Below are 15,828 nucleotides of genomic sequence, written 5' to 3' on the forward strand. Positions count from 1 at the left end.
TTTATTTATTGGCCTGGTGGGCAGCCATCAGGCTGATGAATTTGTCGAACAGCGAGGCAATATCGCGCGGGCCGGGAGTGGCTTCGGGGTGACCCTGGAAGCAAAACGCGGGGCGATCTGTCAACTCGAAGCCTTGCAGGCTCTGGTCGAACAAAGAAATGTGCGTGACCTTGGCATTGGCTGGCAAGGTTGTGGCATCCACCGCAAAGCCGTGATTCTGGCTGGTGATGAACACGCGGCCGCTGGCCAGTTCCTGCACAGGGTGGTTGGCACCGTGGTGGCCATTTTTCATCTTCAAGGTCTGAGCACCTACGGCCAGACCCAGGATCTGATGACCCAGGCAAATACCAAACACAGGCAACTTGCGCTCCAGCAAGCCCTTGCAAGCTTCGATTGCGTAATCGCAAGGCTCCGGATCGCCAGGGCCGTTGGACAGGAACACGCCATCAGGTTCGTAAGCCAGCACATCGGCCAATGGAGTTTGCGCAGGCACGACGGTGACCTTACAGCCACGGTCCGCCATCAGGCGCAGGATGTTGGCCTTGACGCCAAAGTCGTAAGCCACCACGTGGAAGCGGTCGCCTTCGGGCTTGGAGAAACCTTGGCCCAGTTCCCACGAACCTTCGGTCCAGTTGTAGGACTTGTCGGTGGTAACCACCTTGGCCAGGTCCTGACCTTTCAGGCCAGGGAAAGAGCGGGCCAGTTCCAGTGCACGTTCGGCATCATCACCCACCAGGATGCAGGCACCCATGGAGCCTTTCTCGCGCAAAATGCGAGTCAGCTTGCGGGTGTCGATACCGGAGATGGCCACAACGCCCTGAGCTTTCAGGTAGTCGGGCAAAGACTGGGTGGAGCGGAAGTTGGACAGGCGGGCGGGACAATCGCGAATGACAAGCCCGGCAGCGTGGGCTTTGGTGGATTCGGAGTCCTCTGGATTGACACCGGTATTACCGATGTGCGGATAGGTAAGCGTAACAATTTGACCGCTGTAGCTTGGGTCTGTCAGGATTTCCTGATAGCCCGTCATGGCTGTATTGAAAACGATCTCAGCAACACAGTGCCCCTCGGCACCGATTGATACCCCTTTGAATAGGGTTCCATCCGCCAGGGCTAGGACGGCACTAGTGATAGTGCGGGACTCCTCAGGAAATAAAGACGGCAGCACGTTAAAAACCCCGGATTCTGAAATTAATATTAAACCTTCTAATTATATGCTCAAACGGGGTTTTTCCGGTAGTTTATCGGTAATAACACCGAAACCAGGCACGAAAACCTGGAAAATCGACTACAGTAATTGATTGGTTTGATGGCTTTGCGATGGACTAGTAACAGACATGACTACTCAGCTTGACTCCCTGCGCCAGTGCACAACCGTAGTGGCCGACACAGGCGATTTTGAAGCGATGCGTGCGTATCGCCCTACCGATGCAACAACCAATCCTTCCCTGATCTTGAAGGCTGTCCAGCAGGCGGCCTATCGCCCCTTGCTGGACCGTGTCATCGCCGACCACCCTCACGCCAGCCTGGCTGAAACCAGCGACCTGTTGCTGGTTGCCTTTGGCCAACAAATTCTGGACATTGTTCCCGGCCGCGTCTCCACCGAAGTGGATGCCCGCCTGTCTTTTGATACCCTGGCCAGTGTCGAGCGCGCCCGCCATATCATTCAGCATTACGAAAAGGCCGGTGTGCCGCGCGAACGGGTACTGATCAAGCTGGCCAGCACCTGGGAAGGCATCCAGGCCGCCCGTACGCTGCAGGCCGAAGGCATCAACTGCAACCTGACCCTTTTGTTCTGCCTGCCGCAAGCCATCGCCTGCGCCCAGGCCAAAGTCACCCTGATCTCGCCCTTTGTGGGTCGCATCTACGACTGGTTCAAGAAAACCGCTGGCCAGGACTGGGACGAAAGCGCCAACCAGGGCGAGAACGATCCCGGCGTGCGCTCGGTCCGCAGCATTTACGAATACTACAAAACCTATGACATCCCCACGGAGATCATGGGTGCCAGCTTCCGCAATGTCGGCCAGATCAAGGCGCTGGCCGGTTGCGATCTGCTGACCATCAGCCCGGATCTGCTGGGCCAGCTGGATGCAGCCCAGGGTGAAGTCCCTGCCATGCTGGATGTGGCGCGCGCCAAGGCGGTTGCCCCCGAATGGCGTGCCAGCAATGAAATCACTTTCCGCACGGATTTGAACCAGGACGCGATGGCTACTGAAAAGCTGGCCGAAGGCATCCGTCAGTTCACCGCAGATGGCATCAAGCTGGACTCCTTGATTCAGCAAGCGCGTCAGCAGGCTTGATCACTGGCACAACACTTTAGAAGGCTTTGCACCCAGCAAAGCCCGAAAAGAAGCTCCCATGTTTGATCAACAACTTGCTCAGCAAAAAGAATCAGCCCGGCATTGCGCCGGGCTGATTTACTTTGAGCCCTATCTGGACTGCAGCCAGATCTTGCTCAGGTCAATATGCACCGCACTTTTCTGATCCAGCACACTTTCTTTCAACGTTCGCAAAGCAAGCTGATTTGCGGACAATTCTTTTTGTAGTCCTCCCAAAAACCTGGCGGGTAGGCATCCAAAGCCTGCTGAGTCAATAACGGCATCTGCCAGCGAAAGGACCGAAAACCCGCCTTTGCCAGGGCCGCTTCGTAATGCTCTTTGCTCCAGCGGTGATAGGTAAAACGAATCGGCGGCCCCACATTAAAGTGTGCAGTATGCCGAAAGCCCTCTTGGTACGGCTCCTCCGTCAGCACTTTCAAACCGTACTTGGCCACATCCTCCTTTCCCAACTGAAAGTCCGGGTTCACGGTATAGGCTACCAAGCGACCATCCGGTTTCAGATTATCTGCCACGGCCTGGAACATCTGCTCCAACTCCTGCACTGACCGGGAGTAATTGAACAGAAAGGCCGCAATTGCCCGGTCGAACTGCCCGATTACCCCCATCTCCAGCACGTCTCCCACCCGGAACTCAATATCCTCCTTCTGTTGCCTGGAAATGTCTTTAGCCTGATTAACCATGCTCTCCGAAATGTCCACCCCCACGACCTTGGCTGCCCCCTGCTCGTAGGCCCGGCGCCCGAAAAAGCCATAACCACAGGCCAGATCCAGCACAGACTTGCCGTTCACGTCTCCCAGCAATTGCTCCACAGTAGCGACTTCTGCCAGCCGAGCGGGCGAGGTCCGGTTGCACTCTTCGTAAATCGTGCCGATTGCGTTGTAGTCATGTTGTTTTTCCATGTGCATCTCCATCCTGGTTGGTTTGACAACAAACACTGCAAGGTATTGAGACTGCTGGCACCCACTGATCACGCGGTGCGGCCTTGATCTATAGCATTTTGGGGGCTTGGCAATAGGAGTGAAAACCACATATCAATGCAGTCATGTGTGTTCCTCTATGTATTTAAGTGCCTAACTGTCCCTCCCCTCCTCGCCCTTGAAAACGAGCAGGCATAAAAAAACCGACTCCTGAAACAGGAGCCGGTTTTCTCATCACTTGGGCCAGACAGTAATCAGAGCTTTTCTGTACCACCACCTTGAGGCCGCCAGGCCAACAAGCGGTCTTCAAACACACTGACCAGTCCATCCAGGATCAGCGCAAATACCGTAAGCACCACAATACCGGCAAACACCGTATTCACGTCCAATGTGCCTTCGGCCTGCAGGATCAGGTACCCCACTCCACTGGCTGAGCCCAGATATTCCCCAACCACAGCCCCCACAAAGGCCAGACCGACCGAGGTGTGCAGGCTGGAGAACACCCAGCTGGTTGCCGAAGGAATATAGACGTGGCGCAGCAACTGGCGACGGCTGGCACCCAGCATGCGGGCGTTGTCCAGCAAGGTGGAGCTGACTTCACGCACACCCTGGTATACGTTGAAGAACACGATAAAGAACACCAGAGTCACGGCAAGAGCCACTTTGGACCAGATGCCCAGACCAAACCACATGCCGAAGATAGGCGCAAGAATCACGCGCGGCATGGAGTTGGCTGCCGTCAGGTACGGGTCCAGCAAGGCCGCCGCACGCGGCGACAGGCCCAGCCACAGACCGCAAGCCAGACCGGCAATCGTACCGATGGCAAAGGCCAGCAGGGTTTCGCTCAAGGTCACGCCCAGGTGCAAGTAAATATCACCATTGGTGACGAACCAGGCCCAGATCACCTTGACCACTTCCAGTGGCTGACCAAAGAAGAAGGCTACTTTGGGGTCCAGCGTAAAAAAGTGCCAGGCAGCCAGAATGACGATGAGCAGCGAGATTTGCCAGCCGCGCAGGGCCAGCTTGGATTGAGTAATAGATTTAGACATATCAGGCACGCTTTTGCTGGGCATAACCCTTCAGAACTTCATCACGCAAGACGGCCCAGATTGCCGCATGCAATTCGACAAAGCGGGGGTCGTTGCGTACTTCGGCCACGTCACGAGGGCGTGGAAGATCGACATGAAATTCGCCGATGGGATGAGTACCCGGCCCGGCCGACAGAACCACCACCCGATCGCTCATGGCAATGGCTTCGTCCAGGTCGTGAGTGATGAACAGCACGGCTTTACGCTGCGCCATCCAGATCTCCAGCACTTCGTTTTCCATCAATTGGCGGGTCTGAATGTCCAGTGCCGAAAACGGCTCGTCCATCAGAATGATGTCGGGATCACGAATCAGGGTCTGGGCCAGCATGACGCGTTTGCGCATACCGCCAGACATCTGATGCGGATAACGATCCCCAAAGCCACCCAGGCCGACTCGCTTGAGCCATTCCTGGGCACGGGCGCGGGCCTCGTCCTGCGGGACACCGGCAAACTCCAGACCGGCCATCACGTTGGATTCGGCACTGCGCCAGGGCATGAGTGCTTCGCCCTGGAACATGTAGCCAGCGCGCTCGTTCACCCCTTCCAGGGGTTTACCGAACACACGCACTTCGCCCGACGAAGGGCTCAGCAAACCCGCCCCTACGTTCAGGAGCGTGGATTTGCCGCAGCCCGTTGGGCCTACAACCGACACAAACTCGCCTGGAGCAATGTTCAGGCTGGCGTCACGAACCGCTGTGTACGTACCTTTGCCATCGCGGGAGGCAAAAACACAGCTGATGTTATCTAAAGAAAGTGCTGCCTCAGACATTGGGATACTTCTTGTTGGCTTTTTCAGCAAATTCGTTGGTGAAGATCTTGCTGGTATCAATCTTGGATGCGTCCAGATTCGGCACAAAAGCGGCCAGCGCATTCAAGGCGGTAGCGGGGCCATCAGCATCGACCAGACCATCTGGCGAGAGTGCTTCTTTATTGGCGTCCAGACATTGCTTGTACAGCTCTACATCACCCAGCAGGTAGGTGGCAGGCACGGTTTTGGCAATGGTTTCAGCGTCATTGGCCTGAATCCATTTGTCGGCGCGCACGATGGCGTTGGCCAGGGCCTGAGCCGTGTTCGGATTCTTGGTGATGAAGTCTTCAGAAGCGTACAAGCAAGCCGAAGGCATATTGCCGCCAAAAATTGTCTTGGTGTCGGCAACGGTACGGGTGTCAGCAATGACACGTACCTCGTTTTCCTTGAGCAAGGTGCCGATAACCGGGTCCAGGTTAGCCATGGCATCGATCTGACCCGTACGCATGGCGGTGACCGCACCCGCGCCGGCGCCTACGCCGATAAAGGCCACGTCCGAGGGTTTCAGACCGTTCTGTTCCAGATAGAAGTTGACCATCATATTGGTCGAGGAACCCGGTGCGGTCACACCGATTTTCTTGCCCTTCAAATCCGCAGGCGACTTATAGTCAGCCATCGTCTTGTTGGACACGGCCAAAACGATGGCCGGTGCGCGTCCTTGCTGCACAAAGGCACGGTACATCTGCCCTTTGGCCTGCAAGTTGATGGTGTGCTCAAAAGCGCCCGAGACGACATCGGCACTGCCACCGACAACCGCTTGCAGGGCCTTGGAGCCACCGGCAAAGTCGGCCACTTTGACCTTGAGGCCTTCATCATCAAAATAGCCGTTAATCTCGGCAATGGACAAAGGCAGGTAATAGATCAGCGCTTTGCCACCGACGGCAATCGTGATGCTTTTTTTCTCGATTTCCTGTGCACGGGCCAATGTTGGCAGCGACAGTGCCAATCCCGATGCTCCAACCAGCTTGAGTGCATGACGACGAGTCAGTTTCATGGCAATCCCCTTCTTGTTGTTGGTCATTAATTATTTAGGTCTGATACTTATACTAAAAAACAAAGGGGGGTGTCCCCCCTTGTCCGCCAAGCGGTCAAACCCGATTAGGTGGCGCGACGCTCCATCAAGGCCCAGGCAATGGTGCTGGGGTCTACGTACTCCAGCTCGCTCCCGGCTGGCACACCGCGTGCCAGTCGAGTCACTTTCAAACCTTGGCTAGTGAGCATTTCCGCCAAATGATGGGCGGTGGTTTCGCCCTCTGCGGTGAAATTGGTCGCTAGAATCACTTCCTGCACTTGGCCATCACCGGCTCGCTCTAGCAAGCGGTCAAATTGCAAGGCATCCGGGCCTATGCCTTCCAGCGGCGTCAAACGCCCCATCAGCACATAGTAAAGGCCTCGATAGCCATGCGTAGCCTCGATCATGTTTTGATCGGCAGGCGTCTCCACCACACACAACAACGCCGGATCACGGCGGGGATTGGCACAGGTTTCACAGATAGGTTGAACAGTGAAACCATTGCAGCGCTGACAGTGCTGCAGTGCCGTCGTGGCATGTTCAAGAGCGCGGCTCAATTGGTCGGCGCCTACCAGGTCGTGTTGCAACAAGTGGTAGGCCATGCGGCGAGCGCTACGCTCGCCCACACCGGGTAGCCGACGCAGAGCCTGGATCAGAGCCCGAAGCGGTTCGGGCTCAGCGATCTGCGGTTCGTTCATTAGAACGGGAACTTCATACCGGGTGGCAGTGGCAGGCCAGCGGTAACACCCGCCATTTTTTCCTGCGACGTTGCCTCGGCTTTGCGCTGTGCATCGTTAAAGGCAGCAGCAATCAAATCTTCCAGCATCTCTTTTTCGTCTTCCAGCAGGCTGGGGTCGATAGAGACACGGCGCACATCGTGGCGGCAGTTCATGATGACCTTGACCAGACCACCACCGGAAACGCCCTCGACCTCGATATCGGCCAAGGCTTCCTGGGCCTTTTTCATGTTTTCCTGCATTTGCTGCGCCTGGCGCATCAAGCCGGCAATCTGACCTTTCATCATGGTTTGGTTTTCCTGATTGATATAAATTGACAAGGGGCCATTCAGGCGGCCCGAACCAAAGGAGTGGCCTTGATCGACCCGGCTTTGACGCTGCCGTCAAAGTCCTGGATCAGGCTCAAGACAAAGGGATCCTGGGCAACCTGCTCTTCGGCCTGTCGCTGGCGCTCGGCCAGCTTGGCCTGCTCCACGGCATGCGCGGTAGCATCGCCCGTATCCCCGTATTCGATCACCAACTGAATGGACTGGGCGAAGTATTCCGACAAAACGGTGCGCAAGCGCGCTTTGCCCTGGCTGCCTTCAGTGGCCTTGATTTTGGCACGCAGATGGATTTCCTGGCCTTTCACGCCCAGCCATTCGCTCTGGCGGGCCAATTCAGCGGCCCAGCCACTTAAGGGCAGGCTGGTTGCCACTTCGGGCCAGGTTTCCGGTTTCATGCCGCCCAGACGCACAGTACGCGGGCTGTCCGAGCCGCTTTGCGGTACAGGCAGGCCCAGTTCAGTGTCGGGCATGAAGCGATCAGACAGGGACACAGACGGTACATCGCCGTCTTCTTCGGCACGAGCCGCGTCCATATCCAGAGGTTGGTAATTCTCGAACTCTTCGTCCATGCCCTCGGACAGCCAGGCGGGCTCTTCCGGGCCGTCCTGGGTGGAGACGGCTGGCGGCGCTTCTTCAGCCACGGGTTCTACTCGGGCGGCGGCCTGGGCCTGAGACGACATCAGGGGCTGAGCACTGCTCTTGCCCTGGGCTTTGGAGGATTCCGCTACAGAGTCGGCAGAGGAATCAGCCTGGGATGCGGAGGTGGGCTCTGCGGCTGGCTGGGCTAACGGAATCGATGCCGCTTGGGCGGCTTCAACAGCGCTGCTGTCAGCAACTGCAGTCGCAGCTTCTTGAGGCTGACTGGTCGCGGAACCGGCTTCAAAGCTTGCATCCGCTGGGGCAGACTCTGAAGAGTCATAGCTGGCCCCTGCACCGGCAGGCTCGGGAGCATCTTCCCAGGCCGGGACAAAATCGTCGTCAGCAGGGATGGATTCTGCGACTGGCGCTGCTTGGGCTGCATGTGCACGGGCAACATCAGCGACCGGGGCGGCTGCAGGGGCAGAAGCCTGTGCCTGCTGAGGCACGGCAGAGGCGGCGGCATCAACAGGGGCAGTAGAGGTAGCCGGTGCCGACGCAAGCTCTGAGGCAGCGGGGGCTGCCGCAGGGGTGGGAGCAGCCTGAGCCGCGCCAGCACCAGCAGTATCAGACCCCGAAGGCCCTGCTGGCGGCACATACGCCGAGACAGGCTCGGGCAGCAAAGCCAGCATGCGCAAGCACGCCATCACAAAACCGGCGTACTCATCCGGAGCCAAAGACAGCTCCTGACGGCTATGCACCGCTACCGAGTAAAACAACTGCACATGATCGGGCGAGAGCATGGGCGCCAATTGCCGCACTGCTTCTGCCAAAGGATCATCATCAGAAATCGTGCCGGGAATGCGCTGCTCGATGGCGATACGGGACAACAAGGTGGCCAGATCAGCCAGAGCGCCCGAATAAGACAGGCCGCGCAAGGCCAGATCATCGGCCACACCCATAATGGCCTGCGCATCATAAGCGACCAGCGCTTGCAGCAATTGCGCCAGGTGGCGTTGATCAATGGTGCCCAGCATGGCTTGTACAGCCTGGGCGCTAAGATCGCCTGCGCTATAGGCAATAGCCTGGTCGCTAAGCGACAAGGCATCGCGCATGGAGCCATCGGCTGCCTGTGCCAGCAAACGCAAGGCAGGCAGCTCGAACTGCATTTCTTCCTGGGTCAGAATGTCTTGCAGGTGGCCCACAATCGCGGGCACTGTCATCTGCTTCAAATTGAATTGCAGACAGCGCGACAAGACCGTGACCGGAATCTTTTGCGGATCGGTCGTGGCCAGAATGAATTTGACGTGCGCTGGCGGCTCTTCCAGCGTCTTGAGCATGGCATTAAAGGCGTGCCCGGTCAGCATGTGAACTTCGTCAATCATGTAGACCTTGTAACGGCCCGAGCTGGGGGCGTAGACCGCCTGCTCCAGCAGCTGGGTCATCTCTTCCACACCACGGTTGGAAGCGGCGTCCAGCTCTACATAATCAATAAAGCGGCCAGCATCAATCTCGGTACAAGCGCGGCAAACGCCACAGGGCTTGGAAGTGATGCCGGTTTCGCAGTTCAGCGACTTGGCCAGAATACGCGACAAGGTGGTCTTGCCCACGCCGCGTGTGCCCGTAAACAGCCAGGCATGGTGCAGGCGCTGGGTATCCAGGGCGTGCGTCAGAGCGCGCACCACGTGGTCCTGACCAACCAAGGTGTCAAAGGAACGGGGGCGCCACTTGCGGGCCAGAACGAGATAGGTCATGCGAATTCCGGACGGCGTGAACCATCAATACAAATAAGCGAAAGGAAAAGTGTACCGGATTCGGTGCTGAAGGGAAGCAGATAGACCGGGCGCGCATAACCCGATAAGCAAATGAAGTGGCGAGCCTGACTCCGGCACTGATTCTGCACGGCTGTGGCTGCTTCGTTCCCGACCTGACCAGATTCACCGCCGAACCATGCGGAGGGGCCCGCCGACCAATAGTGTAGCATCAATACGGCAACCAAAGATCGGCTCTCGGGAAATAAAGCGCAGCCTGCGCGGGCCGGCCATCCAGAGCCTGCACCTGCTCACAATACCGCTGCAATTGCGGCGCATAACGCTCCAGCATCCGTGCCTTGAAATCGTCCAGACTTTCATGCTCGGCAGGTCGTCCGGTCTTGTAATCCACCACCAGCCAGTGATCTTCCTGGGAAATGGCCAGGTCAATAATCGACACCCGGCCACTGACGTCCAGCAAGGACCATTCCCGGTAAGCTCGGCTGACACCCAGCAGCCAGCGGCCCCGTTCCGTCTGTACGGTCGCAGTAATCGCTTCAAACAGGGATTGGGCGGCTTCATCCAGATAGGTCGCTGGCACACCAGCACGCAGCAGTTGACGACGCATCACGGCGCGGCCTTGCTGCAAGCGTTCTACCGGCCATTGCTCCAGCCCTTCACGGCCCAGCTTTTCCAGCCAGTCGTGGGCAACCGTACCAATGGCTTTTTCATGAGTCGTGTCCAGGGACCACTGCCAGCTTTGATACTGCGGGCTGTCGGCCTGCAACTGCTCGGGCGGCGCGGCCGGCAAGCTCACCACACGCTGCAAAAATGCCGCAGAACCTTGCCCTGATTCCTCTTGCTGTCCGCCCTGCTCGGCTTGCCAAACAGGAGCCTGTGGCTGATCCAGGACCGGCCAGACACGGCTCAGCAAGGAGCGGCCATCCGGCTCGCGCAGGCCCTTATCCTGGGTGATGCTCAATTCCGCAAACAGATGCAGCTCCTGACGGGCACGCGTCAGGGCCACATATAACAAGCGGTGGCTTTCCTGCTCGGCCCGGATACGCTCCCGCGCCGCCAGAAACTGCGACACCGGATCGCGCTGCTCGCTGCCCTTGTGACTGATCGGCCCCAGAATCAAGCGCTCGGCGCTGTGCTCCAGACGAATCAACGGCTCGGAGTCGGCTGCTGACTGCTTGTGCAAACCAAACAAAATGACAGTTTCAAACTCCAGCCCCTTGGACTTGTGAATTGTCATCACCTCCACGGCCTTGCCCGTGCCCTGCGGGGTGGCATACAGCGACTCCACACGGGCCTGCAATTGTTGCTGGTCGGGGGGTCCGTAAGGGCATAACTCCTCCAACAGACGCAAGACTTGTTCTGCATCCGCCTGATCAGCCAGGCTTGGATAGACTTGCGGCCCGCCCAAGCGCGTCCAGCACTCCTGCACCCAGGCAGCAAACGGCATCAAGCCACTACGATTGCCTTTGTCCAGCAAGATCTGGCAAGCAAAGAGCAGACGAGCACGCTCGTTGGCATCCCAGTCTTCAAAATCCTGATTGTGTGTAAGCTCGGCCAAGGTCTGTGTAGGGTGCAAGGCACACAGGCGGTGCAGGCTCTCCAAACGCAGGCCGATCAATGGCGAGCGCAAGACAGACAGCCAAGCCAGTCGATCAGCCGGGTGCGCCAAGGCACGGACCAATTGCACCAAATCCGCCACCACAGGACGCTGTTGCAAGGGCTCCAGTTCTACGGCTCGACACGGTATGCCCTGCTCGCCCAGCTTGCGCACCAGACCATGCAAGTGCGAGCGTGCTCGCACCAGAATTGCCACCGGATGCTCACTGTCCTGATAACGTTCCAGAGCTTGAGCTGCGCACTGAACCGCCTCCTGCACTGCACGCTCTTGAGCCGCTTGCTGCGACGGCACAGCATCCTCTCCCCTAGCCACTCGGAAATGCCAGGACGGGTGAAAGTGCACCGCCCAATCGGGGATATCGGGCTTGAAGGCGGTGGAGTGTTCGTAGGTGACCATGCCCAGATCCCGGTCAGGTCGAGCCGGAAACAATTGCGCCCCCACCTTATTCACCCATTCCACCAAGCGCGGATGTGAACGGAAGTTATTACTGAGATTCAGCGGCTCCAGCTCTACTTCGCCCAAGCGTCGAGCTTGCCAGACTTGCAGAAACAAACCCACTTCCGCCTTGCGGAAACGGTAAATGGACTGCATGGGGTCGCCCACCAAAAACAGACTGCGCCCATCGCCAGGCTCCCAGCCGCTGGTCAGGCGTTCCAGCAACTGCACCTGGGATTGGCTGGTGTCCTGGAACTCGTCTACCAGCAAATGGCGTATGGACCTGTCCATGCGCAAGAGCAGCTCACCCGGCTCGTCGGCATCACCCAAGGCTTGCAAGGCACGTTGGGCAATCTCGGTGAAATCGACCTCAGCTTTCTCGGCAAAGCGCAGTTTCAATTGCGCCGCAGCCAGCCACAAGACCTGAATCAGATTGGACAGGACTTCTTGCTGCTGGGGGGAGTATTGCTCGGGCAAAAGGCGTGCACTGGCCAGGCGGGCAATCCAGGGCTCAGCCCCCAGACAATTGCTCAACCACTCGGTCAGCATTTCTTTTTGTGCCGTTTTAGGGGGAAAGCCATTACGCACCGTCAGGCTTTTGCGCAGATCGCCTTTATCCGTCAGCAACAAGGCTGCCAGACCACGCCAGCGCGGCAAATCGTCCATGACCGGGGCCAGGTTATCGCCTTGCCAATCCGCCAAGGCCAGCACATCGCCACTTTCCAGATTCGAGGCTGCAAAGCAGGCCAGGGGGGCCAAGGTTCGCGCCCAACCGGGTGGCAGTGAATCGCTTAGCTGCTGCAGCTGCTGCTCCACCACCTCGCGCAAGCTGTCTTGCAAAAGCGCCACATCACCGCCCTGCCCCACGGCTGGCAGCCACTGATCGCGGCTGGCCAACATACCGGCCAACAGAGCTTGCGCCTGCAGCAGGTTCACATCCATATGTTCCAGAAAGCGCGCCACGCTGGGCACGCTTTCCGCCATCTCCAGCGTGGCCCAAGCCGCCGCTTCGTAATGCTCCTGGGCCTTATCGGTAATGGCCGGAACCCCGCCCAGCCCCGTAATCCAGGGCATGGCGCGCACCAGGTGGGCACACAAGGAGTCGATGGTCCGGATGCTTAAACGGGCCGGGTAAGCCAGCAAATCCCACTGTTGCTCCTGATTACGCTGCATGGCGGCACGCGCCAGTTCCCAGCTGCGTACCCGGTAGGGCTCGGCAGGCCGTTCCTGATTGGCAGCGGCCAACTTCTCCAGTACACGCGCATGCATTTCAGCCGCAGCTTTACGGGTGAAGGTAATGGCCACAATTTCTTCTGGCCGCTGCACGCGAGCCAGCAAGGCCAGAATCCGGTCGGTCAGCAGCTCTGTCTTGCCGGAACCGGCTGGGGCCTGGACCAGAAAGGAGGACTCGGGGTCTAGTGCCCGTGCACGGGCGGGGCTATCGCTAGGGACTGTCACCATTACACCTCTCCTCCATTGTCTTGGAGGTCTTCCTGGAACAAACGTAAAAAGGGCAAAACATCGCAATACAGCAGATCGTTGCGGTTCCAGATCTGATTGGCGGCCTGCCCTTGCAGGAACTCATCTGCCAAGCCTTCCACCGCCTGTTTCCACTGCGCGATTTGGGCGGTCCACTGCTGGGCGCTTTCCAATTCGGTCAGACCCTCAATATCCATGCCGGGCGCGGCCAAACCGCTTAAACCGACCTGTCGGGCATGCAAGCGTACAAAGGCCAAACCACTGACGCTACGGCCTTGATCCTGCAAGGCAGCAGCATAAAACGGCAATTGCAGATTCACGGGTCTGGGCCGCAGCCAGTCTTTATCGGGCCGCAGCTCGCCTATGCCGGTTTTGTAGTCCAACAGCAATTGCTCGCCATCAGCCAGATCATCCAAGCGGTCCAGACGCAGGTTCAGACGTAACAAGCCACGGTTCCAACTCAACTCATGCTCCGTCGCCCCCAGGGCAAACGGCGGGCGCTGGGCTTCCTGATGAGCGTACTCATTCAAAACCGCCAGACCGCGCTCCATTTCCAGACTGCGCAGCACCGGACCGTAATCGGCCAGCTCTTCCTGCGCGGCCTGTTCGATACATGCTTGCACCACATCCAGCAATGAGCCCTCACCAATCAGCTCATGCAAACTGTCCTGATCGTTCACACGCAGCCAGAACAATTCGACGGCGCGGTGCAGGAACATCCCGCGTGTATTCATATCGCCCACACGGGCGTAGTCGGGCAAGGCCTGACCATGTAGACGAAACTTCACAAACGCCCACAAGGGATTGCGAGCCTGGGTATCCAGCACACTGATCCCGCCACGTATGCGCTCTTCCTGTTTCAAGCTGGGGCCTTGCTCGTCCAGCAAGGCTTCCTGTGCGACGGCCTGCTCTGCCTGCACCGCCCAAGGCATTTCAAGCACAGGCCAATGAGCAATCAAGGGACTGGGCCTCAGCTCCTGTTCGCCCTGATGCAAAGGCGCACTTAGCAAAACCTGATTCCCACAGCGTAGCAAGGCACTCAGCATCCAGCGCGCCCATTCCAGCTCCCGCTCTGGCGTACTGCGAGGTGCCGAGACTCGACGCAACACCTGGGCAGGAATCAAAGGATTGGGTTTGACCGCGGCAGGCAAAATATCATCGGTCAGGCCCAGCACCCATACCGCATCCCAACGCCCACCTTCCGCTTCCAGAAAACCCAGCACATCCAGCCGGGAACGTGGGTCTCGTTGTGGCTGGAACAGATTTTCACGGGCCATGCGGGCCAAAGCGCTTTGCGCCTTCAAGGCACTGATGCGACCCAAGACCGGCGCTTGCTGCGCCAATTGCAGCAGCAAGGCTTCCAAAGCCTCCAGAGTTTGAAACTGGGCACTATCCAGGCGATTGGTGCCCGGAAAGCCCAACGCCTCCAGGCATTGGCGCATGACCGACGCCCAGGTATCCACTCCTTGAGCGCCTGCCGATACGGACTCGAAGCGTTCCACCGCCTTGCCCCAGGCCAGAGCCAGTTCGGGTGTGTGGAAGCTGAGCATGTCGGAAAATTCTTTACGGCTAACTTGTGTAATGCGGTTGTCGCGCCAGGCCTTGTCAATGCGGGCACGGCCACCTGCTTCAGACTGTTCTGCCTGACACGCTCCCAAACGCAAGGCTTCGCCCAGCATGGCCGGCTCGGCCTGCCCCTTGGTCGCCAAGGTAAACAAGGCCTTCAACCAGGCCATGGCCGCTTCAACCACTGGCCACTCAGCCAAGGATCGGGCTGCCGCCACGTTATAGGGCAAAGCACCTTGATCCGTGTGCATGGCCTGTCGCAAAAGACGATGCACCAGCGGCAATTGCGTTTCCAGCTGCGCGGCCACAATGGCTACTGTGCGATCCGGGTCCTCGTCCAATTGACGACGCGCCCACTGCACCGCCAGGCGCCATTCCGTATCCGCATCCTGCGCCTGCACCCGATACACCTCTGTCGCCGGAGCCTCTTCGTGCTGCAGCTGGAGAATCTCTACCCCCATGTCCTGCAAACCACTCAACAAACTTTGCAGGCGTGGCGAATATTCATGAAAACCATGCAGCACCATATGGCGATGACGCATGTGCAAGGCGCCTGCCTGCACCGCTTTGAGCACACGCTCCGCAGCCAGGTTTGCATCATCCAGATCTGCCTGCTCCAGACTTTGCCGGTAGTGAGAGCGCCACTGCATGAAGCGTTCAAAATCCACGCTGGCCTCACCGGGTTTCAGCTCGATATTCCATTCATCCAGCAAGGTATCGGCTTCACAAGCCAGACGCGCCGCCTGACCGACATCCAGAAAATAGCCCTCTTCCTCGCATTGCTCGATGCTGTGTTCCCAACGCTGCAAGGCGGCAAAGCGATCCATCTGGTGCGCGGCTGGTTGCCATTGTTCGGAAAAGCAGAGCTGATCACTGGCCTGCGCCAGCCACGCGCCCAAAGGCACAATTTCCGGTACGGCAACCGTCCCGCCAGCACCCGCCAGACGGGCCGACAAATGTCCCAGCAGGCGGCGCGCATAGCGCTTGTTCACGGTCAAGACAACCGTCTCGGCACTATTGAGCTCCTGCAATTGAGCCATGGAAACAGCAGGGGTGTCGTACATAGAAAAAACCAGTTAAGGTTGCAAGAAAACAGAACGGCCAGCAGCGCTGATCCGGCCATTGTACCGGCGCTCTATCCCTAGTTTGCTCCCGCCC

The 15,828-nt window shown here is 58.3% G+C and carries 11 protein-coding genes and 1 other RNA gene; 1 reads left to right on the forward strand and 11 read right to left on the reverse strand.

Going from position 1 to position 15,828, the window contains the following annotated elements; translation table 11 throughout:
- Window position 1: 1 nt before the first annotated feature.
- On the reverse strand, window positions 2-1,165 hold the full coding sequence (carA, locus tag OSH04_RS05580) for a glutamine-hydrolyzing carbamoyl-phosphate synthase small subunit (protein ID WP_035270978.1): 1,164 nt from the start codon (window positions 1,163-1,165) through the stop codon (window positions 2-4).
- Window positions 1,166-1,334: 169 nt separating this feature from the next.
- Here carA and tal point away from each other — a divergent pair, with 169 nt between their 5' ends.
- The gene (gene tal, locus OSH04_RS05585; RefSeq protein ID WP_009463071.1) at window positions 1,335-2,297 is read left to right on the forward strand and encodes a transaldolase; all 963 of its coding nucleotides are present in this window, start codon (window positions 1,335-1,337) and stop codon (window positions 2,295-2,297) included.
- Window positions 2,298-2,497: 200 nt separating this feature from the next.
- Here tal and OSH04_RS05590 read toward each other — a convergent pair whose 3' ends face one another.
- The 10 genes from OSH04_RS05590 to OSH04_RS05635 all read right to left on the reverse strand — a co-directional run bounded on the left by OSH04_RS05590 (window position 2,498) and on the right by OSH04_RS05635 (window position 15,734).
- Entirely contained in the window at window positions 2,498-3,235 is a 738-nt protein-coding gene (locus OSH04_RS05590; protein ID WP_266108086.1) for a class I SAM-dependent methyltransferase, read from the reverse strand.
- A 272-nt stretch (window positions 3,236-3,507) separates the two neighbouring features.
- A complete protein-coding gene (locus OSH04_RS05595) occupies window positions 3,508-4,302 on the reverse strand; it encodes an ABC transporter permease (protein ID WP_009463067.1) in 795 nt (264 codons plus the stop codon).
- Between the two features lies 1 nt (window position 4,303).
- Window positions 4,304-5,110 carry an ABC transporter ATP-binding protein gene (locus tag OSH04_RS05600; RefSeq protein ID WP_060185647.1) on the reverse strand — a complete coding sequence of 269 codons (807 nt, stop codon included), beginning with the start codon at window positions 5,108-5,110 and terminating at the stop codon, window positions 4,304-4,306.
- Window positions 5,103-6,143 (reverse strand): ABC transporter substrate-binding protein, encoded by a 1,041-nt coding sequence (locus OSH04_RS05605; protein ID WP_035271448.1) that lies wholly within the window; start codon window positions 6,141-6,143, stop codon window positions 5,103-5,105. Before OSH04_RS05605 ends, OSH04_RS05600 begins: the two co-directional genes overlap by 8 nt.
- Window positions 6,144-6,247: 104 nt before the next feature.
- A complete protein-coding gene (recR, locus tag OSH04_RS05610; protein WP_003803396.1) occupies window positions 6,248-6,859 on the reverse strand; it encodes a recombination mediator RecR in 612 nt (203 codons plus the stop codon).
- A complete protein-coding gene (locus OSH04_RS05615; protein WP_009463063.1) occupies window positions 6,859-7,185 on the reverse strand; it encodes a YbaB/EbfC family nucleoid-associated protein in 327 nt (108 codons plus the stop codon). Before OSH04_RS05615 ends, recR begins: the two co-directional genes overlap by 1 nt.
- Before the next feature lie 41 nt (window positions 7,186-7,226).
- Complete coding sequence (locus OSH04_RS05620) at window positions 7,227-9,554, reverse strand: DNA polymerase III subunit gamma/tau (protein ID WP_266108087.1); 2,328 nt, start codon at window positions 9,552-9,554, stop codon at window positions 7,227-7,229.
- Between the two features lie 115 nt (window positions 9,555-9,669).
- Window positions 9,670-9,767: signal recognition particle sRNA small type (gene ffs, locus OSH04_RS05625), an RNA gene on the reverse strand.
- Window positions 9,768-9,783: 16 nt separating this feature from the next.
- Window positions 9,784-13,086 (reverse strand): UvrD-helicase domain-containing protein, encoded by a 3,303-nt coding sequence (locus tag OSH04_RS05630; RefSeq protein ID WP_266108088.1) that lies wholly within the window; start codon window positions 13,084-13,086, stop codon window positions 9,784-9,786.
- Window positions 13,086-15,734: a PD-(D/E)XK nuclease family protein gene (locus OSH04_RS05635; RefSeq protein ID WP_266108089.1), complete on the reverse strand. Its 2,649-nt coding sequence runs from the start codon at window positions 15,732-15,734 to the stop codon at window positions 13,086-13,088. Before OSH04_RS05635 ends, OSH04_RS05630 begins: the two co-directional genes overlap by 1 nt.
- Window positions 15,735-15,828: the final 94 nt, after the last annotated feature.

Source organism: Alcaligenes nematophilus (assembly GCF_026344155.1).
In the GTDB taxonomy this organism is placed as follows: Bacteria; Pseudomonadota; Gammaproteobacteria; order Burkholderiales; family Burkholderiaceae_B; genus Alcaligenes; species Alcaligenes phenolicus.

Coding starts and splice junctions, on each gene's coding strand:
- tal (WP_009463071.1), top strand. CDS start 1,335: ATGACTACTCAGCTTGACTCCCTGCGCCAGTGCACAACCGTAGTGGCC.
- OSH04_RS05590 (WP_266108086.1), bottom strand. CDS start 3,235: ATGGAAAAACAACATGACTACAACGCAATCGGCACGATTTACGAAGAG.
- OSH04_RS05595 (WP_009463067.1), bottom strand. CDS start 4,302: ATGTCTAAATCTATTACTCAATCCAAGCTGGCCCTGCGCGGCTGGCAA.
- OSH04_RS05600 (WP_060185647.1), bottom strand. CDS start 5,110: ATGTCTGAGGCAGCACTTTCTTTAGATAACATCAGCTGTGTTTTTGCC.
- OSH04_RS05605 (WP_035271448.1), bottom strand. CDS start 6,143: ATGAAACTGACTCGTCGTCATGCACTCAAGCTGGTTGGAGCATCGGGA.
- recR (WP_003803396.1), bottom strand. CDS start 6,859: ATGAACGAACCGCAGATCGCTGAGCCCGAACCGCTTCGGGCTCTGATC.
- OSH04_RS05615 (WP_009463063.1), bottom strand. CDS start 7,185: ATGATGAAAGGTCAGATTGCCGGCTTGATGCGCCAGGCGCAGCAAATG.
- OSH04_RS05620 (WP_266108087.1), bottom strand. CDS start 9,554: ATGACCTATCTCGTTCTGGCCCGCAAGTGGCGCCCCCGTTCCTTTGAC.
- OSH04_RS05630 (WP_266108088.1), bottom strand. CDS start 13,086: ATGGTGACAGTCCCTAGCGATAGCCCCGCCCGTGCACGGGCACTAGAC.
- OSH04_RS05635 (WP_266108089.1), bottom strand. CDS start 15,734: ATGTACGACACCCCTGCTGTTTCCATGGCTCAATTGCAGGAGCTCAAT.